The following is a 24487-nucleotide window of genomic DNA, read 5'->3' as shown; positions in this document are numbered from 1 at the left end:
GGCATTGAACCGGAGAGCTTATGCAGCAGACAGACCACGAGCCGCGTCTCATCGTCGAGACAGGTCTCGACCTGAGAATCGCCGAGATCATCGAGCCGGTATTGACCGCCATGGACTATCGGCTGGTGAGGGTTCGCATGCTGAACCTGAATGGCATGACCCTGCAGATCATGGCCGAGCGCAATGACGGCACGATGGATGTCGATGGCTGCGAGGCCGTCTCCATGGCGATCTCACCCGTTCTTGATGTGGAAGATCCGATCGATCGCGAGTATCATCTCGAAGTGTCTTCGCCCGGCATCGACCGGCCGATGGTGCGCAAGTCGGATTTCGTTCGCTGGACCGGCCATCTGGTGAAATGCGAGACGTCGATCATGGTCGACAACCGCAAGCGGTTCCGCGGCAAGATTGCCGATGTCAATGAAGACGGTTTCACCATCGAGCGGGACCAAGTCGCCTATGGCGAGGAACCTCGGGTCATGATCCCGTTTTCGGCATTGGCCGAAGGCAAACTGATCCTGACGGACGATCTGATCCGCGATGCGCTGAGGGCCGACAAGCTCGCCAAGCAGCAGGCTGCGAACCAGAACGACGAAGCGGAAGACGAAGAATAACCCACTCTCAACCGGCCTCTCCAGCAGGGAGAGGCTGTCAGAATTGGACTTACGGAGACCAACGACAATGGCAGTGAGCGCTAACCGGCTTGAACTTCTGCAGATCGCAGATGCAGTAGCCCGCGAAAAGGTCATCGACCGTGAGATCGTGCTGGCTGCGATGGCCGACGCCATCCAGAAAGCTGCACGCTCGCGTTACGGTTCTGAAACCAACATCCGCGCCGACATCAATTCCAAGACCGGCGAAATCCGCCTTCAGCGTCTTCTGGAAGTCGTAGAGCACGCAGAAGACTACGGCACGCAGATCCCGCTGGCACTTGCCCGCGACCGCAATGTCGACGCCAAGATCGGCGACTTTATCGCCGATCCGCTGCCGCCGATGGATTTCGGCCGCATCGCCGCCCAGTCGGCCAAGCAGGTCATCGTGCAGAAAGTGCGCGAAGCCGAGCGTGACCGCCAGTTCGACGAGTTCAAGGACCGCGTCGGCGAAATCGTCAACGGTACCGTCAAGCGTGTCGAATACGGCAATGTCATCGTCGATCTCGGCCGTGGCGAAGGCATCATCCGTCGCGACGAGATGATCCCGCGCGAAAACATGCGCTATGGCGATCGCGTCCGCGCCTATGTCTACGACGTCCGTCGCGAACAGCGCGGCCCGCAGATCTTCCTGTCGCGCACCCATCCGCAGTTCATGGTGAAGCTGTTCACCATGGAAGTGCCGGAAATCTACGACGGCATCATCCAGATCAAGTCGGTTGCCCGTGATCCGGGTTCGCGCGCCAAGATCGCCGTCATCTCCAACGATTCGTCGATCGATCCGGTCGGCGCCTGCGTCGGTATGCGCGGTTCGCGCGTTCAGGCCGTCGTCGGCGAGCTTCAGGGCGAAAAGATCGACATCATTCCGTGGAGCCAGGATCCGGCATCCTTCATCGTCAACGCCCTGCAGCCGGCTGAAGTCGCCAAGGTCGTTCTCGACGAGGACGCAGAACGCATCGAAGTCGTGGTTCCGGACGAGCAGTTGTCGCTCGCCATCGGCCGCCGCGGCCAGAACGTCCGTCTCGCATCGCAGCTGACCGGCTGGGATATCGACATCATGACGGAAGCCGAAGAATCGGAACGCCGCCAGAAGGAATTCAACGAGCGTACCAACCTGTTCATGACCGCGCTCGACGTCGACGAAATGGTCGGCCAGGTGCTCGCATCGGAAGGTTTTGCCCAGGTCGAGGAACTCGCCTATACCGATCTCGACGAAATTTCGTCGATCGACGGCTTCGACGAGGATACCGCCAACGAGATCCAGACCCGCGCACGCGAATATCTGGAGCGTATCGAAGCTGAAAACGATGCCAAGCGCATCGAACTCGGCGTCAAGGACGAGCTGAAGCAGATCGAGGGTCTTACCGCCCAGATGCTGGTGGCGCTCGGCGAAGAAGGCATCAAGACGGTCGAAGACTTCGCCGGCTGCGCTGCCGACGATCTGGTCGGCTGGTCGGAACGCAAGGACGGCGAAACGAAGAAGTTCGAAGGCACGTTCTCCAAGTTCGACGTTTCGCGCGTCGAGGCCGAAAACATGATCGTTCAGGCCCGCCTACTGGCCGGCTGGATCACCGAAGCGGATCTCGCCAAGGAAGAGGAAGCCGAAGAGGTTGAGGAGGAGGCCGCCGCCGCCGATCAGGAATGATCGCGGCAGGTGTCGATACGGATGGTGCCGATGGCTTGGACGATCAGTGGCCGGACGATTTCGTCGTGAACGACCGCACCTGCATCGTCACGCGACAGGCGGCAAGCCCTGAGGCGCTGATCCGGTTCGTACGCGCTCCCGACGGGAGCGTGGTACCGGACCTGAAACGGCAGCTCCCTGGACGGGGCTGCTGGATCGGCATCGACCGGCAACTCGTCGATCGGGCGGTCAAGAGAAAGCTGTTCTCGCGCGCCTTCAAAAGCGAGACGAAAGCGGCAGACGATCTTGGCGCACTCGTAGACCGGCTTCTGGTGGCCGATCTTACCGGCATGATGAACATGGCCCGCAAGGCCGGTCAGTTCATAACCGGCGCGATGAAAGTCGATGCAGCGGTGCGTTCCGGCGCCGCCGTCGGCTATTTCCATGCTTCGGACGCGGCCGCGGACGGAGTGAGAAAAATCGACCAGGCTCGCAAGGCCTGGAAGCTCGGCACTGATGCCGAGGAAGACATTCCGTCCTTTTCACCGCTCACCAGCGCGGAATTGGACGAAGTGATGGGCGAGAATGCTTTTATCCATGCCTGCGCGCTTGCAGGGCAGGCAGGTGAAGGTGTAGTGAAGCGCGCAAACCTACTTGAGCAGTACCGCAATGGCGGTCTGTCCCAGCCGAAGGGTGTCGCTGACATGCCGAAACAATGACACGGGCAACGGCTCCAGCCGGACACCGTAACGGAATTATGCACGATTAACGGGCCCTGATGTCACCATCCGGTCCCGTTCGAAGGAACAGGAACGGAATGACCGACAACAAAGACGACAAGACACTCGGCGTTAAGAAGACTCTCACCCTGAAGCCATCTGGGATGAACCAGGGCACAGTGCGTCAGGACATGGGTCGCGGTCGCACGAAGGCGGTCGTCGTCGAGACGGTAAAGCGCCGCCCGACGCGGCCACTGGACGAAAAGCCGATCACCCCGATTGCTACCCCGGCCCCGGCGCCGGTTCAGCGGCCCGTAGAGGCTGCCCAGCCGGTTGCAGCTCCCCAGCCGCCGCGTCCGCAGGCCCCTGCCGCCGCAGCGCCGCAGCAACGCGTCCATCAGCCGGCACCGCAGGGCCAGCGCCCCGCCGCTCCGCAGCAGGGTCAGCGTCCTGGCTCCCATCAGGGTCAGCGCCCCGGCTCCAATCACGGACAGCAGCAGGGCCAGCGCCCGCAACAGTCCAGCCAGCCGCATCGCCAGCCGCAGCGCCCGAACGTGCTCCACGACCTCTCGGCGGGCGAAATGGAAGCACGTCGCCGTGCGCTGATGGAAGCACAGGCCCGCGATGTGATCGAAGCCAAGCAGCGTGCCGAGGAAGAAGCACGCCGCAAGGTTGAAGAAGAGCGCCGCAAGGTCGAGGAAGCAGCAGAGGCCGCGCGCCGCGCAGCCGAGGCCGCAGCAGCTCCGGCTCCCGAGCCCGAAGCCGCACCCGCTGAACCTGCACCGGTTGCCGCCCGCGCTGCCGAACGCAGCCCTGCCCCTGCCGCACGCGCCCAGGAAGGCCGCCCGCAATCTCCACGTCCAGGTTCGCCGGCATCTGCCGATGCGCAGCCCGGCGCGATACGCGGCCGCCGCAGCAATGACGATGACGATGATCGCGGCCCAGCCCGTGGCCCATCTGGTGCCCCCGGCCGTGGCCGTGTGGTAGCAGCGGTTCCGGCCAAGCCCCCGGCACGCCCGAAGGGCGACGAAGGTCGCCGTCAGGGCAAGTTGACGATCACCGCTGCCAGCACCGACGATGACGGCGGCAACGCCCGTGGTCGTTCGATGGCCGCCATGCGCCGCCGTCAGGAAAAGTTCCGCCGCAGCCAGATGCAGGAAACCCGTGAAAAGGTTATCCGCGAAGTCATCCTGCCGGAGACCATCACCATCCAAGAACTGTCGCAGCGCATGTCCGAACGCGCGGTCGACGTCATCAAGTACCTGATGAAGGAAGGCCAGATGATGAAGCCGGGCGACGTCATCGACGCCGACCTCGCAGAACTCATCGCCGTCGAATTCGGTCATACCGTCAAGCGCGTTTCGGAATCCGACGTCGAAGAGGGGATCTTCGACAAGGCTGACGATGCGGGTGAAATGGTCACGCGTCCGCCCGTGGTCACGATCATGGGTCACGTCGACCACGGCAAGACCTCGCTGCTCGACGCCATCCGCCAGGCGAATGTCGTTTCCGGCGAAGCCGGTGGCATTACCCAGCATATCGGTGCCTATCAGGTCGAAAAGAACGGCCAGAAAATCACCTTCATCGACACTCCCGGCCACGCCGCCTTCACGGCCATGCGTGCTCGTGGTGCGCAGGCGACGGATATCGCGATCCTCGTGGTCGCAGCCGACGACAGCGTGATGCCGCAGACGATCGAATCCATCAATCACGCCAAGGCGGCCGGTGTTCCGATCATCGTGGCGATCAACAAGATCGACAAGCACGAAGCCAAGCCGGACAAGGTCCGCCAGCAGCTTCTGCAGCACGAAGTCTTCGTTGAATCGCTCGGCGGTGAAGTGCTCGACGTCGAAGTATCGGCCAAGAACAAGACGAACCTCGACAAGCTGCTCGAAGCCGTCCTGTTGCAGGCCGAAATTCTCGACCTGAAGGCCGATCCGACCCGTACCGCCGAAGGTACCGTTATCGAAGCACAGCTCGACCGTGGTCGTGGTGCGGTTGCGACCGTGCTCGTCCAGAAGGGTACGCTGAAGCCCGGCCAGATCATCGTTGCCGGCGATCAGTGGGGCCGTGTTCGCGCTCTCGTCAACGACAAGGGCGATCACGTCAAGGAAGCCGGCCCGGCCATGCCGGTCGAGGTGCTCGGCCTGTCCGGCACTCCGGCTGCGGGTGACCGTTTCGCCGTCGTCGAAAACGAAAGCCGCGCTCGCGAGATTTCCGAATATCGCCAGCGTCTGGCACGCGACAAGGCTGCTGCCCGCCAGTCCGGCCAGCGCGGTTCGCTCGAACAGATGATGAGCAAGCTGCAGGATACCGGCTTCAAGGAATTCCCGCTGGTCATCAAGGCCGACGTGCAGGGTTCGGTCGAAGCGATCATCGCATCGCTCGACAAGCTCGGTACCGACGAAGTGCGTGCCCGTATCGTCCATTCGGGCGCCGGTGCAATCACGGAATCGGATATCTCGCTTGCAGAAGCATCGGATGCAGCCATCATCGGCTTCAACGTTCGTGCAAACGCCCAGGCCCGTACGGTTGCCGAGCGCAACGGTATCGAGATCCGCTACTACAACATCATCTACGATCTGGTGGATGACGTGAAGGCAGCGATGTCGGGCCTGCTTTCGCCTGAACGCCGCGAGACCTTCCTCGGCAATGCCGAGATCCTGGAAGTGTTCAACATCACCAAGGTCGGCAAGGTCGCAGGTTGCCGCGTCACGGAAGGCAAGGTCGAGCGCGGTGCAGGCGTTCGCCTCATCCGCGACAACGTCGTCATCCACGAAGGCAAGCTCAAGACGCTCAAGCGCTTCAAGGACGAAGTTGCCGACGTGCCGATGGGTCAGGAATGCGGTATGGCCTTCGAAAACTACGAAGACATCCGTGCCGGCGACATCATCGAGTGCTTCCGCGTGGAACACATCACGCGCACGCTTTAAGCTTGATAAAAGCCATGTTACGAACCGCCGGGGAGAAGTTCCCGGCGGTTTTTCTTTGTGAGGATGGAAGCATGGCCAATTCGTTCGACCTGACCGGCAAGACGGCAATCGTCACCGGCGCCAATACCGGCCTTGGGCAGGCGATAGCAGTCGCTCTGGCGGAGGCCGGAGCCAAGGTGGCACTGGTCGGACGGTCATCGATGGCCGAGACGGAAGCCATGATTGCCGATGTCGGCGGCCAAGGCCTGCCGATCTCGGCGGATCTTGCTACGCTCGACCCGATCGAGCGCATCATGGACGAGACCGTTGCCTGGGCCGGAGGTGCGGATATCCTTATCAACAATGCCGGCATCATCCGGCGTGCCGATGCGCTGGAGTTCACCGAGACCGACTGGGATGCGGTGATGGACCTCAATCTCAAGAGCGTGTTCTTTCTCTCCCAGGCTTTTGCGCGTCGTCTCGTCTCCGCCGGCAAAGGCGGCAAGATCGTCAATATCGCGTCGCTCCTCTCCTTTCAGGGCGGTATCCGAATTCCGTCCTATACGGCGTCGAAGAGCGGGCTTGCCGGGCTGACGCGGCTGCTCGCCTGCGAGTGGGCGGCCAAGGGCATCAATGTAAACGCCATTGCACCGGGCTATTTCTCGACCAACAATACGGACGCCCTGCGCGCAGACCCTGATCGCAACGCCGCCATTCTGGCCCGCATCCCGGCCGGTCACTGGGGGCAGCCGAAGGAGATCGGCGGGGCGGCGGTCTTTCTATCGTCTGAAGCTTCTGACTATGTCCATGGCACAGTACTGCCGGTCGACGGCGGCTGGCTCGCCCGTTAACGGCCGGATTGGGCAGACAAAAGCCAAGCGCCGCCGCAGATCTGTGCGGCGGTTGCAATTGTCTTTTGTCATCTGCAACATCCTGAATTTAAAATTGGTGGCATCACTCAAGATTTATTAGTTGCCATTTGTAGTCATGTTTATTATCGGATAGCAGCAAAGCCTGCTTTCGCCACGGATGGCCCGTGGCCGAATTGTTGCGTGCCGAGCCGGCAAGAATGCCTTTCGGCAATAGTCGGAGTATCGTCTGCCATGTCTGTTGATTTCGCCCCAGCTGCCGCCGGAAGCCGCCGTCTTGCGCATGTCGCGAAACAACTTGGTCTGACCGCGGCCGCGCTGGCCTTGCTGGGTGCCACGGCGATGGCCCAGACCCAGGAAGCTCCGGCGCAACAGCCGAGCTTGCAACAGACGCAGACATCCGAGCCGCAGACCGCCCCCACGTCGACGGCAGCGCCCACGACCGGCCGTGGCGCGCCGACGGCAACCGTGCCCGCGGCGCCCGCCCCTGCAGCAACCGTACCGGCGGCTTCTCAGCCCCCTGCACCGGTAACCCAAGGGACGACGCCCGCTCCTGCGGCAACCGAACCGTCTGCAGCGCAGTCTCCCTCTACCGTTTCACCGTCCACCACGCCCGAGCCGGCTGCCACGAACCAGAGTTCACCCTCTGCTGTCCCTGCACCGCAGGAAAGCGTGACCGAACTCGCGCCGGCCGAAGAGCCGAAGCCGCTGACCATTCCGCATGATCTGTCGCCCTGGGGCATGTTCATGGCTGCCGACTGGGTGGTCAAGGCAGTGATGATCGGGCTTGCGATCGCTTCGCTCGCAACATGGACCGTCTGGCTGGTCAAGACACTTGAACTGGCCTGCGCCCGCGCCCGCGCCGGCAACACCATCAAGATCATCCGTAAATCCCGCACGCTGGCCGAGGCGCTTGATGCCACAGCGAGCCGAGGTGGTCCTGCCGCCTACATGCTCAGAGCTGCGGCGGAAGAGATGCAGCTTTCCGCAGCCGCACTCGATCACGTGGAAGGCGATGGCGTGAAGGAGCGCGTCGGCTCCTCCCTGTCGCGGATCGAAGCCTTTGCTGGGCGTCGGATCGCACGCGGCACGGGCATCCTGGCAACCATCGGCTCCACGGGTCCGTTCGTCGGCTTGTTCGGCACCGTCTGGGGCATCATGAACGCATTCATCGGGATATCCGAGACGCAGACGACCAACCTCGCGGTCGTGGCACCGGGTATCGCCGAAGCGCTTATGGCAACGGCTATCGGTCTCGTCGCCGCCATTCCCGCCGTCGTTATCTACAACGTGTTCGCGCGCTCGGTGACGGGCTATCGCCAACTTCTCGCCGATGCTGCCGCGGGTGTCGAACGGCTGGTCAGCCGCGATCTCGATTTCCGCAAGGTGCCGCCGGGCGGTCGCAAGCCCGCTTCGATGTCGCTCGTCGCCGGAGAATAAGTCCATGGCCGGCGGCATTCGCGAACATCACGGCGAAGACATGCAGGAAAATCACGAGATCAACGTAACGCCGTTCATCGACGTCATGCTCGTTCTGCTGATCATCTTCATGGTCGCCGCACCGCTTTCGACGGTCGATGTCAATGTCGACCTTCCGGCGTCGAGCGCCAAGCCCGCGCAGCGCCCGGACGAACCGCTTTACCTCACGGTTCAGTCGGACCTTACGCTCAATCTCGGCAACGACCCGGTGCCGCGCGATCAGCTGGCGAGCCGGCTGGATACGGTGACCGGCGGCAAGAAGGATACCCGAATCTTCCTGCGCGCCGATAAGGTTGTCGACTACGGGCAGTTCATGGAAGTGATGAACCTGCTGCGCGATTCCGGATATCTGAAGATTGCGCTTGTCGGGCTCGAGACATTGCCCGCTCCTGCGGGAGCTCAGCCCGCCGGCGCTCAGCCAGCCGCGCCCGCGGCCGGAGCAGGTCAATGAACCCTGCAGCTCCCTATCGCGGACGGCGGATCGGCGAGGTCTCCCTTTGGGTCGGCGCGGGTGTCGTTGTGCTCTCAGCCCATCTCGCTGCGGCCGCCCTGCTCATGAAGGAAGACCCGGTTACCGAAACGGACAGCTCTCCGCCGGCGGCCATCATGATCGAGCTCGCGCCCGAGCCGGAAGCAACCAATACCGACGCCGAGCAGATCACTACGGACACGGCCGATTCCCAGCAGGTGGACAGCAAGCAGACGGAACCGGTAGAGCAGCCCCAGCCCGACCCGGAACCGGAGCCGACCCCCGAGCCCGTGGAAACGCCGCCGGAAGTGGTCGAGACACCGCCGCCGGAACCGGTTCAGGAAGAACCGACGCCGCCGGAACCGGAAATCGCGCAGCCGATGCCCGAGCAACCGCCGGAGCCTGTCGAGCAGCCCGATCCGATCGAAGAGCAGATGACTGCCGCACTCGACAATGTCGAGGTGCCTTTGCCGGCAGTGCGCCCTCCTCCGCCTCCGGAAGTGGCTAAGAAGCCGGAACCGAAGAAGGAGCAGGTGAAGAAGGTTGAGCGCCGCAAGCAACAGCAGCAACAGGCGCAGAAGGAAACTGTCGAGGCCAAGGCACAGGTCGAGCAGTCCAACCGCAACGCCGCGACCCAGTCGGCAACGGGATCGATCTTCTCGCAGACGGTTTCTCCGGCGCAGTGGATGACCCGGGTCAGGGCCAAGATTGCCCGCAATGCACGACGCTGCCCCGGCGGTGATACGGGCGTGGTGGCCGTCAGCTTCAGCTTCGACGGCAGCGGCAATATCGGCCGGGTATCGGTTGCACGCTCGTCGGGCAATTCGCAGATCGACGATTATGTGACTGCCGCGATCCGGCGCGCCTCGCCGATCCCAACACCGCCATCAGGTGTTGCCAGCACGCTCACCCAGGCCGTAGAGTGCAAGTGACCGCTTAAATGCCGTGTCGCCGCCCCAATCGGAGCGGCGGCAGGTCTCCAGTGGTCGGACGACCCCCACACCTACCCCTGGACTGCCTGATGCATTTGAAACTCAACGAAGCCGAGACGCTGGTTCGAAGCGTCTTCGAGGAAAATAACGTATTGCCGACAACGGCCTTGTCGGTGGCGCGTGCACTCGTTCAATCCGAAGCAGCCGGCCAGTCGGGCCATGGCCTTCGCCGTGTGCCTGCCTATGTCAGGCAGGTACGCACTGGCAAGGTAGATGGCTCCGCATTGCCGCAGGCAGTTCGCCCTCGTCCAGCCGTTCTGTCGATCGATGCAGCCCATGGCTTTGCCTTTCCCGCACTCGATCTTGCAGCTGAAGAACTACCGGCGATTGCCCATGAACAGGGGATCGCCTTTGCCACGATCGGTCGCTCGCACCATGCCGGCGTCATGGCGCTGACCGTCGAGCGCTTTGCCGAGCAGGGGTTGATTGCGATGATGTTCGCCAACGCTCCCGCTGCCATGGCACCATGGGGTGGGAAGAGCCCGCTGTTCGGCACCAATCCGATCGCCTTCGCCGTTCCGGTCGCCGGCCACACGCCGCTGGTGATCGACCTTGCACTGTCGAAGGTCGCTCGCGGCAAGGTCATGGAAGCAACCCAGAAGGGCACGAGCATTCCAGACGATTGGGCATTCGATATCGATGGCAACCCGACGACCGACGCCGCGGCCGCACTGAAGGGCACGATGGCGCCGTCAGGCGGCGCGAAAGGCGCAGCACTGGCACTGATGGTGGAGGTGTTATCCGCCGGGCTTGCTGGCGCAAATTTTTCCTACGAGGCCAGTTCGCTGTTCGATGAGCACGGACCTCCCCCGAAGCTTGGCCACACGATCATTGTCATCGATCCAGACGCGGGCAATAGCGGAGGCACGGCTCATCGGATGGCCGACCTTGCTGCCGAGATGGCAAAGCAGGATGGCGTAAGGCTTCCCGGGCGCAGAGGGCGCGGTCTACGCGCAGAGGCGCTGAGGAATGGTCTGAAGATCGAGGAAGATGTGGTGAAGGCAATCGAGGCGCTCAGGTAGGCCGGAAGCTGGACGGCCGAGGCCCCAGCATGCCTCGGCCAACGCGGATTTCGCAACCCGTTGCGCATGGCACGGCACGCCTACGAATGGCGCGAAGCCATCAAACAGAAGCCCAAAACTTTTGTGAAAAACCTCCAGAAAAGCGAAAAGCCTGGCGCGGGAGGAGGATGCGCCAGGCTTTAAACTTGATCGACAACTGGGAGGAGGAGGATGTTGTCGATCCGTCTCGAACGACACTGGGAGGAGGAGTGCGTCGTTCGATGAACAAGCTTATAAGCCGACCGTACCGGTTTCGCCAAGCCGGCTCGGTGCATTGCAGCAATGCATTATGTGCAAGGCTGAGCATTTGCTCGCTATCGTGATGGCACTTGTTTCATCATAAGCGTATCGCAACCAGGCAAGCCGCGTTATAGCGATTGCGAAACGTGAGATCGGGGAAGGCATCCATGGCCGTGATACGCTACCATGAAGGGGATATTTCTGCGGAAGATGCCGCCCGCTACAGCGACGCAATCGCCATCGATACCGAAACGCTGGGGCTGGTGCCGCGCCGCGACAGGCTCTGCGTCGTGCAACTGTCTCCCGGAGACGGCACGGCGGACGTCATCCGCATTGCCGCCGGGCAGAAACAGGCACCCAATCTGGTCGGGATCCTCTGCGACCCTTCGCGCCAAAAGATATTTCATTACGGGCGTTTCGACATTGCCGTGCTGTTCTACACCTTCGGCGTGACGACGACACCCGTGTTCTGCACCAAGATCGCCTCACGCCTGACGCGAACCTATACCGACCGGCATGGGCTCAAGGATAACCTCCGCGAGTTGCTGGAGGTCGATATTTCGAAGGCACAGCAGCAAACCGACTGGGCAGCCGCGACACTTTCCCAGGCACAGCTGGAATATGCGGCATCAGACGTGCTTCATTTGCATGCCTTGCGGGACAAACTGACGATGCGGCTGGAGCGCGATGGGCGCGCCGAGCTGGCCGCGGCCTGTTTCGAATTCCTGCCGACCCGTGCCAAGCTGGACCTGCTCGGCTGGGACGAAACAGACATTTTTGCCCATAGCTGAAACGAAGCCGCCCCGCTTCAGCGGCCGCAAGGCCTCCGGCTTAAAACTACCTTAACGATAGTTAGCCAGCCGTTAACCATTTCCAACTAGCATTCATCAATCGGCATCATCGCGCCATGAGGCGTTGTGGCCGCAGCCTTTCGCGTTGCGTTCAACCTGGCCGTACTGTCCACCGTCGCAGACAACAGATGGAACAGGCGATGCTGCCACCCGTTCAAGCCGCGCTGAGCTCAAATATCGATTTCCAAAGCCAGTCGCAGGTCGCGGCCACCCGCCCGCGTGTCGACGTGGCTTCCGGCACACAACAGTCAGATCCGGAAAAGGCCAGTGCCATTTCCAGCGCCCGGTCGGACGCCATGTCGCTTTCCGCCCAGCTCAAGCTCGCCCAGGGATCATCCGTTTTCGCTGAAACGATCGGAAAGCTGCTCAAGACGCCGAGACAGGACGGCGAGACGCTCGCCGATTATACGAGCCGGCTGTTCAACGCTGTCCAGGTGCTGAAACCCGCCGAGGTGGCGAATATCGAGCGACTGCTGAACCAGATCGTCCAGGGGATCTCACTGCGCATTCTGGCGGAAGTCTTGCGCGAGCCCACCGGGGCTGCCGCGGCGCGGCTTGCCGTCTATATCGAAATGGCGAGCAGTGCGGAGCAGGATCCGGCAGCGAACGCCGTCGTCAGTTCCTACCAGCAAAACGACGGTAGCGAACCTCCTCCGGCAGCCAATGACAGCCGTCCGCCTGTCAATGGCAGTGCTGCCGGCGCAACGGCGACGGGCGGCGGTCCGAACCAGGCTGGTGGAGCCCCAACAGGCACCGGAACAGCCGTGATTGCCGGAAGCCCGGCAATTGCCGACGGCGGCGCGGCCACCGACACACCTGACGGGATTGCGAGCGCAATCGGTTCGGATAATGCCGAAGCTGACGCCGCAGGTGCGGGCCGCACAGCGGGCGCGCAGCAACAGCCAGCCGCGACGGGCGCTGATCGCCCTGCCATGTCGGCGAAAGCTGGCGACGGCTCCACAAATCAGCCGGCAACAGCATCCGCGTCGGCGCCGGCACCATCCGCATCCCCGGCAGAGAAGCCGGCCGTCGCCGGGCAGATGGCCGACGCCAAGCCATCCGGCCCAGCCATGCCAGGCCCGGCTCAGGCCGATGCGCACCCTTCTCCCTCCCAGCCCACCATGCCTGCGGCCGCCGCCTCCCAAGCCGAGGCAAGCCATGTGCCGATACCCGTCCTCACATCGGCGGTTGCAGCGACGGATGCCGCATATCTGCGGCAGGCGGCGGCAGACGGCGACGGGACGGAACTGAAGGACGCGCTCAAGCTTCAGGAGGCGGCTCTGCTGCTGCAGGCTTACGGAGACGATGGAGACGACATGCCGGTTCCGGCTCGTCTATGGACATCGCTTTCCGATCAAGCAGTGGCCAAACTGGCGACCTGGGCCGCGGCCATAGCCGACAATATGGACGTGCCCTCCCCCGCCGCAATAGCTGCCGCGTCCGGCCAGCAGGCTGTGGCTGGGGAGGCGATAGATCAGCAGCAGACTGCGGGCATTCCGATCACGCGAGAGGCGACCTCGTCACCAGCCCAGCAGCTCGCAGCCAATTCTGCCGTGACAGACGATGCAGCCGACGACGTGCGCATGGCGAATAGCTCAGCCGCGCCGCGCAATGTCAGCGAGCAATCACTGGCGGCGGCATCCGCCACCTTGCAGGCCCCGCTCCGAGAAAGCCCGCCCTGGCCCTATGTGGCCGCCTATCCTCCCGGCGAAGAAGAGCCGAAGCGGCGAGAGCGCAAGACCCCTCCGGTGTCTGCCATCGAGGACGAGGAACAGGATTCGTCGGCGCAGCAGGAGGCCTTCCAGGGTGAGAGCGACGATAGCGGGGCAGAAGAGCAGGCGCAGGAGGATGCTGCCGAAGAGGAGATCGTTCGCGACAGGATGACCGCGGCAGAAAAGGCCGCCGGTTATACCGCCGCCGAAGCCAGCATCGGGAAGGACCCGGCCGAGGCAAGCGCTGGCGATCTCTATTGGCGCATGGCCGGCTGGACCGATTCCCGGGGTGAAGATACCGGTAGCCGGCAGCATCTGGCGGACATGAAAAAAGCCGCCGAACCTCTCGGTCCGGCGGCCTTCAAACGTTCAGGTAACGACGATTACTCGTTGTTGCCGCGGTTCTTCAGGGCTGCGCCCAGGATGTCGCCGAGCGAAGCGCCCGAGTCAGACGAACCGAACTGAGCAACTGCTTCCTTCTCTTCGGCGATTTCGAGCGCCTTGATCGAAAGCATGACCTTGCGGTCCTTCTTGGAGAAGTTGACGACGCGGGCGTCGACGACCTGACCAACCGAGAAACGCTCCGGACGCTGATCGTCACGATCGCGTGCCAGGTCGTTGCGGCGGATGAAGGACACGAGGTCTTCGTGGTTGACGAGCTTCACTTCGATGCCACCGTCGTTGACGGCGATGACTTCAGCCGAAACGACAGCGTTCTTGCGCAAGTCGCCGGAAGCGGCTGCATCACCAACGGCGTCCTTGCCGAGCTGCTTGATGCCGAGGGAGATACGCTCCTTCTCGACGTCAACATCGAGAACGACAGCCTTGACGACGTCGCCCTTGTTGTACTCTTCGATGACCTGCTCGCCCGGACGGTTCCAGTCCAGATCGGACAGGTGAACCATGCCGTCGACATCGCCTTCGAGGCCGATGAACAGACCGAATTCGGTCTTGTTCTTGACTTCGCCTTCGACTTCAGTGCCAGCCGGATGCGAGTAGGCGAATGCCTGCCACGGGTTTTCCAGCGTCTGCTTGAGGCCGAGCGAGATACGGCGCTTGGACGGATCGACTTCGAGAACGACGACGTCGACTTCCTGGCTCGTGGACAGGATCTTGCCGGGGTGTACGTTCTTCTTGGTCCAGGACATTTCGGAGATGTGGATCAGGCCTTCGATGCCCGGCTCCAGCTCTACGAATGCACCGTAGTCGGTGATGTTGGTGACGGTACCGGAGATCTTCTTGCCGATCGGGTACTTGGCCGCAATGCCATCCCACGGATCCGACTCGAGCTGCTTCATGCCGAGCGAGATGCGGTGGGTTTCCTGGTTGATGCGGATGATCTGAACCTTGACCTGCTGGCCAATGGACAGGATTTCCGACGGATGGTTCACACGGCGCCATGCCATGTCGGTGACGTGCAGCAGGCCGTCGATGCCGCCGAGGTCAACGAACGCACCGTAATCGGTGATGTTCTTGACGACGCCGTCAACAACCTGGCCTTCTTCGAGGTTCTGAACGATTTCAGAACGCTGCTCGGCACGCGACTCTTCGAGAACCGTACGGCGCGAAACAACGATGTTGCCGCGACGCTTGTCCATCTTGAGGATTTCGAAGGGCTGCGGGTTGTGCATGAGCGGGGTAACGTCGCGGATCGGACGGATGTCGACCTGCGAACGCGGCAGGAAGGCAACGGCGCCGTCGAGATCGACGGTGAAGCCACCCTTGACCTGGTTGAAGATAACGCCTTCAACGCGCTCGCCAGCTTCGAACTTGGCTTCGAGCTTGACCCAGCTTTCTTCGCGACGAGCCTTTTCGCGCGACAGAACGGCTTCGCCGAGAGCGTTTTCAATGCGCTCGACATAGACTTCGACTTCGTCGCCGACCTTCAGCGAACCGTCCTTGCCCTTGGCACCGAATTCCTTAAGCGCGATGCGACCTTCGACCTTGAGGCCGACGTCGACAACTGCCATGTCCTTTTCGATTGCCGTTACCAGACCTTTGGTAACGTAGCCTTCTGCCAGATCGTTGGAGGCGAAGGATTCCTCGAGGAGGGCTGCAAAGTCCTCGCGCGTGGGGTTAGTTACTGCCATGAAATCTCCTGATCGTGCCCGGATCGGACACATATGCGCCGGTGGTTCGTGTTAAACACGCCCGAAGTCCAGGCCCGCCTCTCTCAATCGGTCATACCGTGGGAGGCTATCCGGCGCTGGGACTGAACTGCGGGATCTTTGCGGACGAAAAGCCGGTTGGCCGGCACTCCATCAATTCCTTGTCAGGCCATTCTTCATCAAGATCGGGTCAATCAGAGACTTTGCGGCCTGAAACGCGGCCTCTATACCCATTTTGGACGTATCAAGCAAGTGCGCGTCGTCGGCGGGCCTCAAAGGGCTGTCGGCGCGGCCCATGTCACGCTCGTCGCGTTTCTTCACGTCGGCAAAGATTTCGGCATAATCCGCCTCGGCACCCTTGCCGACGATCTCGTCATAACGACGCTTCGCCCGGACTTCTGGAGAGGCCGTGACATAGAGCTTTACCGGCGCATCGGGGCAGACGACGGTACCGATATCGCGGCCATCGAGAACGGTGCCCGGCGCTTTCTTCGAGAAAGCCTGCTGGGCTTCGACGAGCGCGCGGCGCACCCTGGGCATGACGGCGATCTTCGAGGCCGCCTCGCCAATCGCGTGGGCGGAGAGGATATCGCGATCGAGGCCCGCGAGTTCGACCTCGCGCGCCATCTTTTCCGCGACCGCCTCGTCATCCAGCGGCAGGCCGGCGTCGAGAAGCGCTTTTGCCGTGGCGCGATAGGTCAGGCCGGTATCGAGGTGGTGAAAACCGTAGGTCTCGGCAATCTGGCGCGACAGCGTGCCCTTGCCCGCTGCCGCCGGTCCGTCGATGGCGATGACGACGCCCATCAGGCTTCGCCTTCCACCTGCTCGATCTTCGCGCCAAGCCCGGTCATCAGGTCCATGAATTCCGGGAAGCTGGTGGCGATGATCGAGGCATCGTCGACCGTCACGGCATGTTCGGAAGCCAAGCCGAGAACGAGGAAGCTCATGGCGATACGGTGATCGAGATGGGTGACGACGGCCTTGCCGGAGGCATTGCCATAGCCCTTGCCGCCCGGACGGCCGCGCACGACGAGCGTTTCCTTGCCCTCGTCGCAATCGACGCCGTTGAGCTTCAGGCCCTCGGCTACGGCGGAAAGGCGGTCGGATTCCTTCACGCGCAGTTCTTCGAGGCCCAACATGGTCGTGGTACCGGTCGCATAGGCGGCGGCAACGGCCAGAACCGGATATTCGTCGATCATCGACGGTGCACGATCGGCGGGAACCGTGACGCCCTTCAACTCGGAATATCTGACCCGCAGATCCGCGACATCCTCGCCACCGGCAAGGCGCGCGTTCTGCACTTCTATATCGGCACCCATTTCCTGCAGCGTCAGGATAAGGCCGGTACGGGTCGGGTTCATCAGGACGTTGAGGATGGTGACATCCGAACCCGGCGTCAGAAGGGCTGCAACCAGCGGGAATGCCGTCGAGGATGGATCACCCGGCACGTCGATGATCTGGCCCTTCAGGTCTCCACGGCCGACGAGGCGGATGGTGCGTACGCCTTGCGCATCTGTATCGACAGTCAGATCCGCACCAAAGCCCTGCAGCATCTTCTCGGTATGGTCGCGGGTCATGACCGGCTCGATGACCGTGGTGATGCCCGGCGTATTGAGGCCGGCGAGAAGGACGGCGGACTTTACCTGCGCAGATGCCATCGGCACGCGGTAGGTGATCGGGTTCGGCGTCTTCGGGCCATGCAGCGTGACCGGCAGGCGATCGCCTTCCGTCGACGAGACCTGTACGCCCATTTCACGCAGCGGGTTCAACACACGGCCCATCGGGCGCTTGGAGAGCGAGGCATCGCCGATGAAGGTCGAGGGGAAGTCATAGACGCCGACCAGACCCATGGTCAGACGGCAGCCGGTGCCGGCATTGCCGAAATCGAGCGGCGCTTCGGGGGCCAGGAGCGCACCATTGCCGGTGCCCTGGATGATCCACTCGGCGCCGGCCTTGTCGATCTTGGCGCCCATGGCGCGCATGGCCTTGCCGGTATTGATAACGTCTTCGCCTTCCAGCAGGCCGGTGATGCGGGTTTCGCCGGAAGCCAGGCCGCCGAACATGAAGGAGCGATGCGAGATCGATTTGTCGCCGGGAATCCGGATCGTCCCTTTGAGAGCTTCCGAGCGAGCCGACCTTGCCGGCTTCAACGCGATACCATGCGACATTGAGTGTCCCTATTCCTCAAGCGTTTCTGAATTTTGCGCCGTCGTTATCACAAAGCGTTTTGCCGGTCATCCGCTTGTTGGCCGCGTGTGGCCAAGAAAGCCCGGAAAGTTAGGCTTTGACATCAAGACCTGTTGGCCTTATGGGGACCGGCTTAGATTTTTCACCCATTCATCCATCGCCGCACACGCGGCGCGCCGATCTGATCGGCCGGCTTATGAGGCTTAACAGTGGCAAAAGCGGAACTCGGAACCAAACGTACCGACCCGGATACCGGAAAGAAGTTCTACGACCTGAACCGTGACCCGGTCGTCTCCCCCTATACGGGCAAGGCATGGCCGCTGTCTTTCTTCGCTGAAAACAGCGCCGCGATAAAGATGGAAGAGGCCGCGGAAGACGAAGACGACGTCAAGGAAGTAGACAGCGAGAGCCAGGACGTCGAAGTCGTATCCCTGGAAGATGCCGACGGCGACAACAATGGCGACGACATTCCTGACATGGGTGATGACGAAGACGTCGATATCGGCGACGATGAAGATGACACCTTCCTGGAGCAGGAAGATGAAGACGACGACGATATGACCGGCATTATCGGCGTTGGCGGCGACGACGACGAACAGTAATTGACGCTAACGTCCGGCAATTTCAGAAAAATTGCCGGACGTTTGATTTTTCGGCTTGCGCTTCCAAAATTGGCGAAGTAATAAGCCGCCACTCCGCAGCGAACACCGCCGCAGAGTTTCCCAGGACCGGATATACCGGACCACCCTGATGGGGCTATAGCTCAGCTGGGAGAGCGCTTGCATGGCATGCAAGAGGTCAGCGGTTCGATCCCGCTTAGCTCCACCAATCCTCTTCTCAGAAGTTACGATTTGCCGACCGGGCATTCAGGCCTGATGGCCACAGGCATGATTGAGCTTGCGGCGTGCCGTTGCCGTGTTCCGTATGCCGACCGTGGCCGAGCGGCCATTTCGGCGCGTGACGGGCCTTGCCGCGATCACCTGGCCGCCCAATGCCACCTCTTCGTCATAGAGATCGCGGAGCGCCAGCGACTTCTGGTGGATGATGATGCCCGCCAGTGCGGCGAAAAGGGTTGCCATCGATATGAGTGCTATTATCGTAACCATGATGCTTCCTCTGCAAGGATAACGCAGAGGAAGCCATAAGGTTCTTCGGTCGACGCGGTCCGATGGTCGCAGCTGCCGTCTTCGGCAGCGTGGCCGATGCAGAAAACCTAGCGAATCGCCTGGTCGTTGGCGTCGAAGCGATGCATCGAGGCCTTGTCCGGCGTGGCGAAAACCACGTCGTCGGCGCCATAGCGATGCTCGCCGAACAGACGGACCGTGACGAGGCCGGCCGTTTCCGTCTCGAGATAAAGGATGGTATCGGCACCCAGATGTTCGGCATGCACCACCTTGCCCTTCCAGTCGCCCGCCTCGCGCGACAGGGCGATATGCTCGGGCCGGATGCCGATCGTCTTGCAGCCGCTCTCACCGAGCTTCTCTGCGGCAATGAAATTCATCTGCGGCGAACCGATGAAGCCGGCGACGAAGATATTGGCCGGCCTGTTGTAGAGTTCCATGGGCGAGCCGACCTGTTCGATCGCGCCGGCGCTCAGCACGACGATCTTGTCGGCCAGCGTCATCGCCTCGACCTGGTCATGGGTGACGTAGATCATCGTCGCCTTCAGGCGGCGATGCAGGCGGGCAATTTCCAGCCTTGTCTGGACGCGCAGGGCCGCATCGAGGTTCGACAGCGGCTCGTCGAAGAGAAACAGGCTCGGTTCACGGACGATAGCACGGCCGATCGCGACACGCTGGCGCTGACCGCCCGAAAGCTCTGACGGGCGGCGGGCGAGATAAGGCTCAAGCGACAGCATGGCCGAAGCCTTCGTCACCCTTTCCTCGATCTCGGCCTTGTCGGTGCCGGCCTGTTTCAGGCCAAGCGCCATATTGTCCTTGACCGTCAGGTGCGGATAAAGCGCATAGGACTGGAAGACCATGGCGATGCCGCGCTTGGCCGGCGGCACGGTGGCCACTTCCTTGCCGTCGATGCGGATCGAACCGGATGTCGCATCCTCAAGCCCGGCAATGACCCGAAGCAGCGTGGACTTGCCGCAGCCGGACGGGCCGACGAAGATGACGAACTCGCCTTCCTTGACGTCGAGATCGATGCCTTTCAGCACTTCATGATCGCCGAAGGACTTGCGGATGGAGGTCAGTTGCAGCGAACCCAAAAGCGTCTTCCTTGTTAAATCTCGTGGCCGGCCTTCAAAGGTGGACCGGTTTACCGGTGCGGGCGCTCTCATCCGCCGCCAGGCAGATTTTCAGCGATTGCACAGCATCGTCCATGTGGCGCGTCAGATCGATATCCTCGCGGATCGCCCTCAGCATATAGGCCTGCTCCAGATCGCAGAGCTGCTGATGGCCGGGCTCGCCCACCATCGCCATGTCCCTGTCCGGATGGATGAACATGCCGTCCGGTCCGGTCTCGGCATTGTGGAGGCGGATGACCGATGTCTTCGTATGGGTGTCGATGTCGTCGGACTTCGCGTTCGGATCCATGACGATCGAGACGGAGCCTTTCGGCGACATCACGTCCTTCACGAAGAAGGCGGTTTCCGAGATCATCGGCCCCCAGCCGGCCTCGTACCAGCCGACAGAGCGATCGTCGAAGATCACCTGAAGATGGCCGTAGTTATACATGTCCGGGGCGATCTCGTCGGAGAGGCGCAGGCCCATGCCGCGCACTTCGACCGGCCTGGCATCGGTGATCTGGCACATGACGTCGACATAATGGACGCCGCAGTCGACGATCGGCGGGGTCGTCTGCATCAGCGCCTTGTGCACGTCCCAGGTGGGTCCGGAGGACTGCTGGTTCAAATTCATGCGAAAGACATAGGGCGGCCCGAGCCTTCGCGCTTCCTCGATCAGCCGCACCCAGGAGGGATGATGACGCAGGATATAGCCGATCACCAGCTTTTTGCCCGCGGCCTTCGCGGCTGCCACGACCCGTTCGGCATCGGCGACCGTAGTTGCCAGAGGCTTTTCGACGAAGACGTGGCAGCCGGCCTCGAAAGCGGCAATGGCGTAATCCGCATGGCTGTCGGAATAGGTACAGATGGCGCAGAGATCCGGCTTCAGTTGCGCCAGTGCGGTGAGGAAGTCCGGATGGATCTCGTAGCCGGACAATGCCGGATCGAGCTTGGGCGCAGAGCGATTGACCAAGCCGACGATCTCGAAGCCCGGATCGTTGTGATAGGCGAGCGCATGGCTGCGGCCCATATTGCCCAGACCTGCGACGAGAACCCGGATCGGCTTATGCGTGCTCATTTGACCGCTCCGGACGTGATGCCGCGGATCAACTGGCGGGAGAAGATGACGTAGAGAATGAGGATCGGCAGGATGGCGAGCGAGAGCGCCGCCAGAACCGCATTCCAGTTGGTGACGAACTGGCCGATGAAAATCTGGCTGCCGAGCGTCACCGTCTTGGTTGCCTCGGACGGGGCCAGAATGAGCGGGAACCAGAGATCGTTCCAGATCGGGATCATGGTGAAGACGGCGACCGTTGCCATGGCCGGGCGCACCAGCGGCAGGACGAGGCGAAAGAATATCGCATATTCGGACAGTCCATCGATGCGGCCGGCATTCTTCAGGTCGTCGGAGACGGTGCGCATGAATTCCGACAGGATGAAGATGGCAAGCGGTATGCCCTGCGCCGTGTAGACGAGGATCAGCGCTGTCAGCGTATTGACGAGGCCGGACGCCACCATGCCCTGCAGGATCGCCACGGTGCCGAGCCGGATCGGGATCATGATGCCGATCGCCATGTAGAGGCCCATCAAGGCGTTGCCGCGAAAACGGTATTCGGAGAGCGCGAAGGCCGACATCGCGCCGAACAGCAGAACCAGCACGATCGAGACGATGGTGACGATGAAGCTGTTTTGGAAATAATGGGCGAAATCCGCCTGGCCGAGCACGGTCTTGTAGCCGACGAGGCTGAAGGTCGAGGGCAGCGGTATCTGCAGGGGCGAGCGGAAGATGGCGTTGCGGTCCTTCAACGAATTGATGATCGTCAGGAAGACCGGGAAGATGGCGATCAGCGTGTAGGCAATCAGCGCCAGATGCACGAGACTTGCGCGAACCGGGGAAGAGCGTGCCTTGTTGGACATGGTTTCCCCCTCAGAACTGGTAGCGGCGCATGCGCCGCTGGATGGCGAAGAGATAGAAGGACACGCCGACGAGGATGATGGCGAACATCACCGTGGCGATCGTGGCACCCATGGATCGGTCGCCCAGCTGCAGCTGGAAACCGAAGAAGGTGCGGTAAAGCAGCGTTCCGAGGATGTCCGTCGACATGTCGGGGCCGGCGAGCGCGCCCTGGACCGTGTAGATCAGGTCAAACGCGTTGAAATTGCCGACGAAGGTGAGGATCGAGATGATGCCGATCGCCGGCAGGACGAGCGGCAGCTTGATCCTCCAGAACTGGCTCCAGCCGGTAATGCCGTCGCATTCGGCAGCCTCGATCACCTCTTCTGGAATGGACAGCAGCGCCGCATAGATCAGCATCATCGGAATGCCGATATATTGCCAGTTGGAGATCAACGATACGGCGATGAGTGCCGGGCCCGACTGGCCGAGCCAGGGGGCGAACATCCACTTGGCACCGACAAGGCTCATCAGCCATGGCGCGACACCCCAGATGGGCGAGAGAATGAGCTTCCAGATGAAGCCGACGATGACGAAGGACAGGAGCGTCGGCAGGAAGATCGCCGTGCGGTAAAAGGCGACGAAACGCAGCTTCGGCGTCGAGAGCAGTGCTGCGAGCGCGATGCCGATCGGGTTCTGCACGCACATATGGATGGCGAAGAAGACCAGGTTGTTTCTCAGCGCATTCCAGAAGTCATGCAACCAGCGTGCGTCGCCGAACAGCACCTTGTAATTGGCGAGGCCCACGAAGGCGGTGGCGCCATCGACGGTGTTGTAGAAGGAGAGCCGCAGCGTCTCGACCAAGGGCAGGATCATGACCGCGGTATAGACGATGAAAGCCGGCGCCAGAAACACAAGGATATGCCAGCGGAACGGGCGCTTGATCGGGGCCGCTTCGGAATGGGTGTCGGCTTCGGTCATCGGTTCTCGTCTTGTTTGTGTTTGCTGGCGGGCACTGCGGGTGTGTTCTCGGAGAGACAAAGACCCCTCCCCACCCTCCCCACAAGGGGGAGGGCTTAACCCAGTCGATCCGCCGAGCCCTCGAGCCGTTGGGCGTTCGCCTCGGGTGTTCTCCCCCCTTGTGGGGGAGATGGCCGGCAGGCCAGAGGGGGACTTTTCACAGATGAACCTCTCTCGTCTACGAAGAGAGATCCCACACCATCACTTGCCCGGCTTATACCAGCTGTCGAGGCCCTTCTGCAGCTTTTCGGCGGCAGCGGCCGGCGTATCCGTACCGTTGATGACGTTAGCCGATTCGACCCAGGTCTCGTTTTCCAGGTTCGGCGTGCCACGCGACAGGATCTGGTAGGTGGAGCGCACGGTGGAGATGTGATCCTTGCGCCAGGAGACGAATTCTTCGGCAAGCGGATCGCTCATCTTCACTTCCTTCTTGTTGAGGCTGAAGAAGCCGGGCAAGGAGTTGGCGTAGATTTCGGCAAATTCCGGCGAGGTAACCCAGGTGAGGAATTTCTTCACTTCCTCGGGATGGGTCGTCTTGGCATTCATGCCGACGCCGATATCCGGATGGTCGGAGATGTAGCCCTTGTCACCGGCCTTTGCGACCGGTGGTGGGAAGGCGCCCATCTTGAACTGGGCCTGGCTGTTGAACAGCGCGATTTCCCAGGAGCCGGCCGGATAGATGGCCGCACGACCGAGGGTGAAGAGGTTCTGGCTGTCCGAATAGGACTGGGCTTCGAAACCGTCGCCGAGATAGGGCTTCCACTTGGCAAGCTCCTCAAACGGGGCAACCCATTCCTTGTCGGTCAGCTTTTCCTTGCCGGCGATCAGTGCCTTGCGGCCATCCTCGCCCTTCCAGTAGTTCGGGCCGATATTCTGGTAGCCCATGGTGGCCGCTTCCCAGAGATCCTTCGTGCCCATGGCCATCGGGATATAGGTGCCGTCGGCCTTGATCTTGTCGAGCGCGGCGAAGAATTCGTCGCGGGTCGTCGGGACCTTGATGCCGAGCTTGTCGAAGGCATCCTTGTTGTAGATGAAGCCGTGCAGGACCGATGCCATCGGTACGCAGAAGGTCTTCGAGCCATCGTCGGTCGACCAGGCAGCCTTGGCGACGGGCGTGAAATTATCCATGCCCTTGAGGTCGGTCAGGTCGGCGATCTGCTTCTTGTTGAAAAGCTCGAGCGAGGCATCGAAGGGGCGGCAGGTGATGACGTCGCCTGCAGAGCCGGCATCGAGCTTGGCATTCAGCGATGCGTTATACTCGGTCGGTGCGGTCGGCGAGAAAGTGAGCTTGATGCCCGGATTTTCCTTTTCGAACGCCGGAATGATCTTCTCCTGCCAGATCTGCAGGTCGTCGCTACGCCAGCTTTCGATATTGAGCGTGACATCCGCCGCCGAAGCCGCGCCGGCAGATGCCAGCATGGTCGTGGCCAGAAGCATGCCATTCAATAGACGGGTCATGATGTTCTC

At 61.8% G+C, this 24487-nt stretch carries 21 protein-coding genes and 1 tRNA gene; 13 read left to right on the top strand and 9 right to left on the bottom strand.

Annotated features, from left to right (window positions below; translation table 11 throughout):
* Positions 1 to 20: 20 nt before the first annotated feature.
* From rimP to NCHU2750_RS19550, 11 genes are all read left to right on the top strand, one after another.
* Positions 21 to 614, top strand: coding sequence for a ribosome maturation factor RimP (gene rimP / locus NCHU2750_RS19600; RefSeq protein WP_119942340.1), 594 nt, complete (start codon positions 21 to 23; stop codon positions 612 to 614).
* A gap of 67 nt (positions 615 to 681) precedes the next feature.
* Positions 682 to 2295: a transcription termination factor NusA gene (gene nusA, locus NCHU2750_RS19595; protein WP_119942338.1), complete on the top strand. Its 1614-nt coding sequence runs from the start codon at positions 682 to 684 to the stop codon at positions 2293 to 2295.
* Positions 2292 to 2993, top strand: coding sequence for an RNA-binding protein (locus tag NCHU2750_RS19590; protein WP_119942336.1), 702 nt, complete (start codon positions 2292 to 2294; stop codon positions 2991 to 2993). The genes nusA and NCHU2750_RS19590 overlap by 4 nt, the downstream gene beginning before the upstream one ends.
* Before the next feature lie 98 nt (positions 2994 to 3091).
* Positions 3092 to 5926 carry a translation initiation factor IF-2 gene (infB, locus tag NCHU2750_RS19585; protein ID WP_119942334.1) on the top strand — a complete coding sequence of 945 codons (2835 nt, stop codon included), beginning with the start codon at positions 3092 to 3094 and terminating at the stop codon, positions 5924 to 5926.
* A 71-nt stretch (positions 5927 to 5997) separates the two neighbouring features.
* Positions 5998 to 6756: a 2-dehydro-3-deoxy-D-gluconate 5-dehydrogenase KduD gene (gene kduD / locus NCHU2750_RS19580; RefSeq protein WP_119942332.1), complete on the top strand. Its 759-nt coding sequence runs from the start codon at positions 5998 to 6000 to the stop codon at positions 6754 to 6756.
* Between the two features lie 252 nt (positions 6757 to 7008).
* A complete protein-coding gene (exbB, locus tag NCHU2750_RS19575; RefSeq protein ID WP_162939685.1) occupies positions 7009 to 8214 on the top strand; it encodes a tonB-system energizer ExbB in 1206 nt (401 codons plus the stop codon).
* A 4-nt stretch (positions 8215 to 8218) separates the two neighbouring features.
* Positions 8219 to 8704 (top strand): TonB system transport protein ExbD, encoded by a 486-nt coding sequence (exbD, locus tag NCHU2750_RS19570; RefSeq protein WP_119942330.1) that lies wholly within the window; start codon positions 8219 to 8221, stop codon positions 8702 to 8704.
* Entirely contained in the window at positions 8701 to 9654 is a 954-nt protein-coding gene (locus tag NCHU2750_RS19565) for a TonB family protein (RefSeq protein ID WP_119942328.1), read from the top strand. The genes exbD and NCHU2750_RS19565 overlap by 4 nt, the downstream gene beginning before the upstream one ends.
* A gap of 89 nt (positions 9655 to 9743) precedes the next feature.
* Positions 9744 to 10736, top strand: a complete 993-nt coding sequence (locus NCHU2750_RS19560; protein WP_119942326.1) for an Ldh family oxidoreductase — start codon at positions 9744 to 9746, stop codon at positions 10734 to 10736.
* 446 nt (positions 10737 to 11182) lie between these two features.
* Positions 11183 to 11806, top strand: a complete 624-nt coding sequence (locus tag NCHU2750_RS19555) for a ribonuclease D (RefSeq protein ID WP_119942324.1) — start codon at positions 11183 to 11185, stop codon at positions 11804 to 11806.
* A 200-nt stretch (positions 11807 to 12006) separates the two neighbouring features.
* Positions 12007 to 14043 (top strand): hypothetical protein, encoded by a 2037-nt coding sequence (locus NCHU2750_RS19550; RefSeq protein WP_162939684.1) that lies wholly within the window; start codon positions 12007 to 12009, stop codon positions 14041 to 14043.
* On the opposite strand, the gene rpsA is transcribed toward NCHU2750_RS19550, so the two are convergent.
* From rpsA to aroA, 3 genes are all read right to left on the bottom strand, one after another.
* The gene (rpsA, locus tag NCHU2750_RS19545; RefSeq protein WP_119942320.1) at positions 13962 to 15668 is read right to left on the bottom strand and encodes a 30S ribosomal protein S1; all 1707 of its coding nucleotides are present in this window, start codon (positions 15666 to 15668) and stop codon (positions 13962 to 13964) included. The genes NCHU2750_RS19550 and rpsA overlap by 82 nt on opposite strands.
* A gap of 171 nt (positions 15669 to 15839) precedes the next feature.
* Positions 15840 to 16490, bottom strand: a complete 651-nt coding sequence (cmk, locus tag NCHU2750_RS19540; protein WP_119942318.1) for a (d)CMP kinase — start codon at positions 16488 to 16490, stop codon at positions 15840 to 15842.
* A complete protein-coding gene (gene aroA / locus NCHU2750_RS19535; RefSeq protein ID WP_119942315.1) occupies positions 16490 to 17854 on the bottom strand; it encodes a 3-phosphoshikimate 1-carboxyvinyltransferase in 1365 nt (454 codons plus the stop codon). Before aroA ends, cmk begins: the two co-directional genes overlap by 1 nt.
* A 228-nt stretch (positions 17855 to 18082) precedes the next feature.
* On the opposite strand from aroA, the gene NCHU2750_RS19530 reads away from it, so the two are divergent.
* Both NCHU2750_RS19530 and NCHU2750_RS19525 read left to right on the top strand, forming a co-directional pair.
* Positions 18083 to 18475, top strand: coding sequence for a TIGR02300 family protein (locus NCHU2750_RS19530; RefSeq protein ID WP_119942312.1), 393 nt, complete (start codon positions 18083 to 18085; stop codon positions 18473 to 18475).
* A gap of 150 nt (positions 18476 to 18625) precedes the next feature.
* Positions 18626 to 18701, top strand: a tRNA-Ala gene (locus NCHU2750_RS19525).
* Between the two features lie 38 nt (positions 18702 to 18739).
* Here NCHU2750_RS19525 and NCHU2750_RS19520 read toward each other — a convergent pair.
* The 6 genes from NCHU2750_RS19520 to NCHU2750_RS19495 all read right to left on the bottom strand — a co-directional run bounded on the left by NCHU2750_RS19520 (position 18740) and on the right by NCHU2750_RS19495 (position 24478).
* Complete coding sequence (locus NCHU2750_RS19520) at positions 18740 to 18979, bottom strand: hypothetical protein (RefSeq protein ID WP_162939683.1); 240 nt, start codon at positions 18977 to 18979, stop codon at positions 18740 to 18742.
* A gap of 107 nt (positions 18980 to 19086) precedes the next feature.
* Positions 19087 to 20088 carry an ABC transporter ATP-binding protein gene (locus NCHU2750_RS19515; RefSeq protein WP_119942307.1) on the bottom strand — a complete coding sequence of 334 codons (1002 nt, stop codon included), beginning with the start codon at positions 20086 to 20088 and terminating at the stop codon, positions 19087 to 19089.
* 34 nt (positions 20089 to 20122) lie between these two features.
* Positions 20123 to 21184: a Gfo/Idh/MocA family protein gene (locus tag NCHU2750_RS19510; RefSeq protein WP_119942305.1), complete on the bottom strand. Its 1062-nt coding sequence runs from the start codon at positions 21182 to 21184 to the stop codon at positions 20123 to 20125.
* Entirely contained in the window at positions 21181 to 22023 is an 843-nt protein-coding gene (locus NCHU2750_RS19505; RefSeq protein ID WP_119942303.1) for a carbohydrate ABC transporter permease, read from the bottom strand. The genes NCHU2750_RS19510 and NCHU2750_RS19505 overlap by 4 nt, the downstream gene beginning before the upstream one ends.
* A 10-nt stretch (positions 22024 to 22033) precedes the next feature.
* Positions 22034 to 22981 (bottom strand): carbohydrate ABC transporter permease, encoded by a 948-nt coding sequence (locus tag NCHU2750_RS19500; RefSeq protein WP_119942301.1) that lies wholly within the window; start codon positions 22979 to 22981, stop codon positions 22034 to 22036.
* Positions 22982 to 23221: 240 nt separating this feature from the next.
* Positions 23222 to 24478 (bottom strand): ABC transporter substrate-binding protein, encoded by a 1257-nt coding sequence (locus NCHU2750_RS19495; protein WP_119942299.1) that lies wholly within the window; start codon positions 24476 to 24478, stop codon positions 23222 to 23224.
* Between the last annotated feature and the right edge of the window lie 9 nt (positions 24479 to 24487).

The organism is Neorhizobium sp. NCHU2750 (assembly GCF_003597675.1).
GTDB lineage: Bacteria > Pseudomonadota > Alphaproteobacteria > Rhizobiales > Rhizobiaceae > Neorhizobium.
The sequence above is the reverse complement of the archived record's forward strand: the minus strand, read 5'-3'. Positions and strand labels throughout refer to the sequence as shown.

What these genes read in the sequence shown, in the direction of transcription:
- NCHU2750_RS19555 (WP_119942324.1), top strand. Translation starts at nt 11,183, where the DNA reads ATGGCCGTGATACGCTACCATGAAGGGGATATTTCTGCGGAAGATGCC.
- NCHU2750_RS19520 (WP_162939683.1), bottom strand. Translation starts at nt 18,979, where the DNA reads ATGGTTACGATAATAGCACTCATATCGATGGCAACCCTTTTCGCCGCA.
- NCHU2750_RS19505 (WP_119942303.1), bottom strand. Translation starts at nt 22,023, where the DNA reads ATGTCCAACAAGGCACGCTCTTCCCCGGTTCGCGCAAGTCTCGTGCAT.
- exbB (WP_162939685.1), top strand. Translation starts at nt 7,009, where the DNA reads ATGTCTGTTGATTTCGCCCCAGCTGCCGCCGGAAGCCGCCGTCTTGCG.
- nusA (WP_119942338.1), top strand. Translation starts at nt 682, where the DNA reads ATGGCAGTGAGCGCTAACCGGCTTGAACTTCTGCAGATCGCAGATGCA.
- aroA (WP_119942315.1), bottom strand. Translation starts at nt 17,854, where the DNA reads ATGTCGCATGGTATCGCGTTGAAGCCGGCAAGGTCGGCTCGCTCGGAA.
- NCHU2750_RS19510 (WP_119942305.1), bottom strand. Translation starts at nt 21,184, where the DNA reads ATGAGCACGCATAAGCCGATCCGGGTTCTCGTCGCAGGTCTGGGCAAT.
- NCHU2750_RS19500 (WP_119942301.1), bottom strand. Translation starts at nt 22,981, where the DNA reads ATGACCGAAGCCGACACCCATTCCGAAGCGGCCCCGATCAAGCGCCCG.
- exbD (WP_119942330.1), top strand. Translation starts at nt 8,219, where the DNA reads ATGGCCGGCGGCATTCGCGAACATCACGGCGAAGACATGCAGGAAAAT.
- NCHU2750_RS19590 (WP_119942336.1), top strand. Translation starts at nt 2,292, where the DNA reads ATGATCGCGGCAGGTGTCGATACGGATGGTGCCGATGGCTTGGACGAT.
- infB (WP_119942334.1), top strand. Translation starts at nt 3,092, where the DNA reads ATGACCGACAACAAAGACGACAAGACACTCGGCGTTAAGAAGACTCTC.
- NCHU2750_RS19550 (WP_162939684.1), top strand. Translation starts at nt 12,007, where the DNA reads ATGCTGCCACCCGTTCAAGCCGCGCTGAGCTCAAATATCGATTTCCAA.
- cmk (WP_119942318.1), bottom strand. Translation starts at nt 16,490, where the DNA reads ATGGGCGTCGTCATCGCCATCGACGGACCGGCGGCAGCGGGCAAGGGC.
- rimP (WP_119942340.1), top strand. Translation starts at nt 21, where the DNA reads ATGCAGCAGACAGACCACGAGCCGCGTCTCATCGTCGAGACAGGTCTC.
- NCHU2750_RS19565 (WP_119942328.1), top strand. Translation starts at nt 8,701, where the DNA reads ATGAACCCTGCAGCTCCCTATCGCGGACGGCGGATCGGCGAGGTCTCC.
- rpsA (WP_119942320.1), bottom strand. Translation starts at nt 15,668, where the DNA reads ATGGCAGTAACTAACCCCACGCGCGAGGACTTTGCAGCCCTCCTCGAG.
- NCHU2750_RS19560 (WP_119942326.1), top strand. Translation starts at nt 9,744, where the DNA reads ATGCATTTGAAACTCAACGAAGCCGAGACGCTGGTTCGAAGCGTCTTC.
- kduD (WP_119942332.1), top strand. Translation starts at nt 5,998, where the DNA reads ATGGCCAATTCGTTCGACCTGACCGGCAAGACGGCAATCGTCACCGGC.
- NCHU2750_RS19495 (WP_119942299.1), bottom strand. Translation starts at nt 24,478, where the DNA reads ATGACCCGTCTATTGAATGGCATGCTTCTGGCCACGACCATGCTGGCA.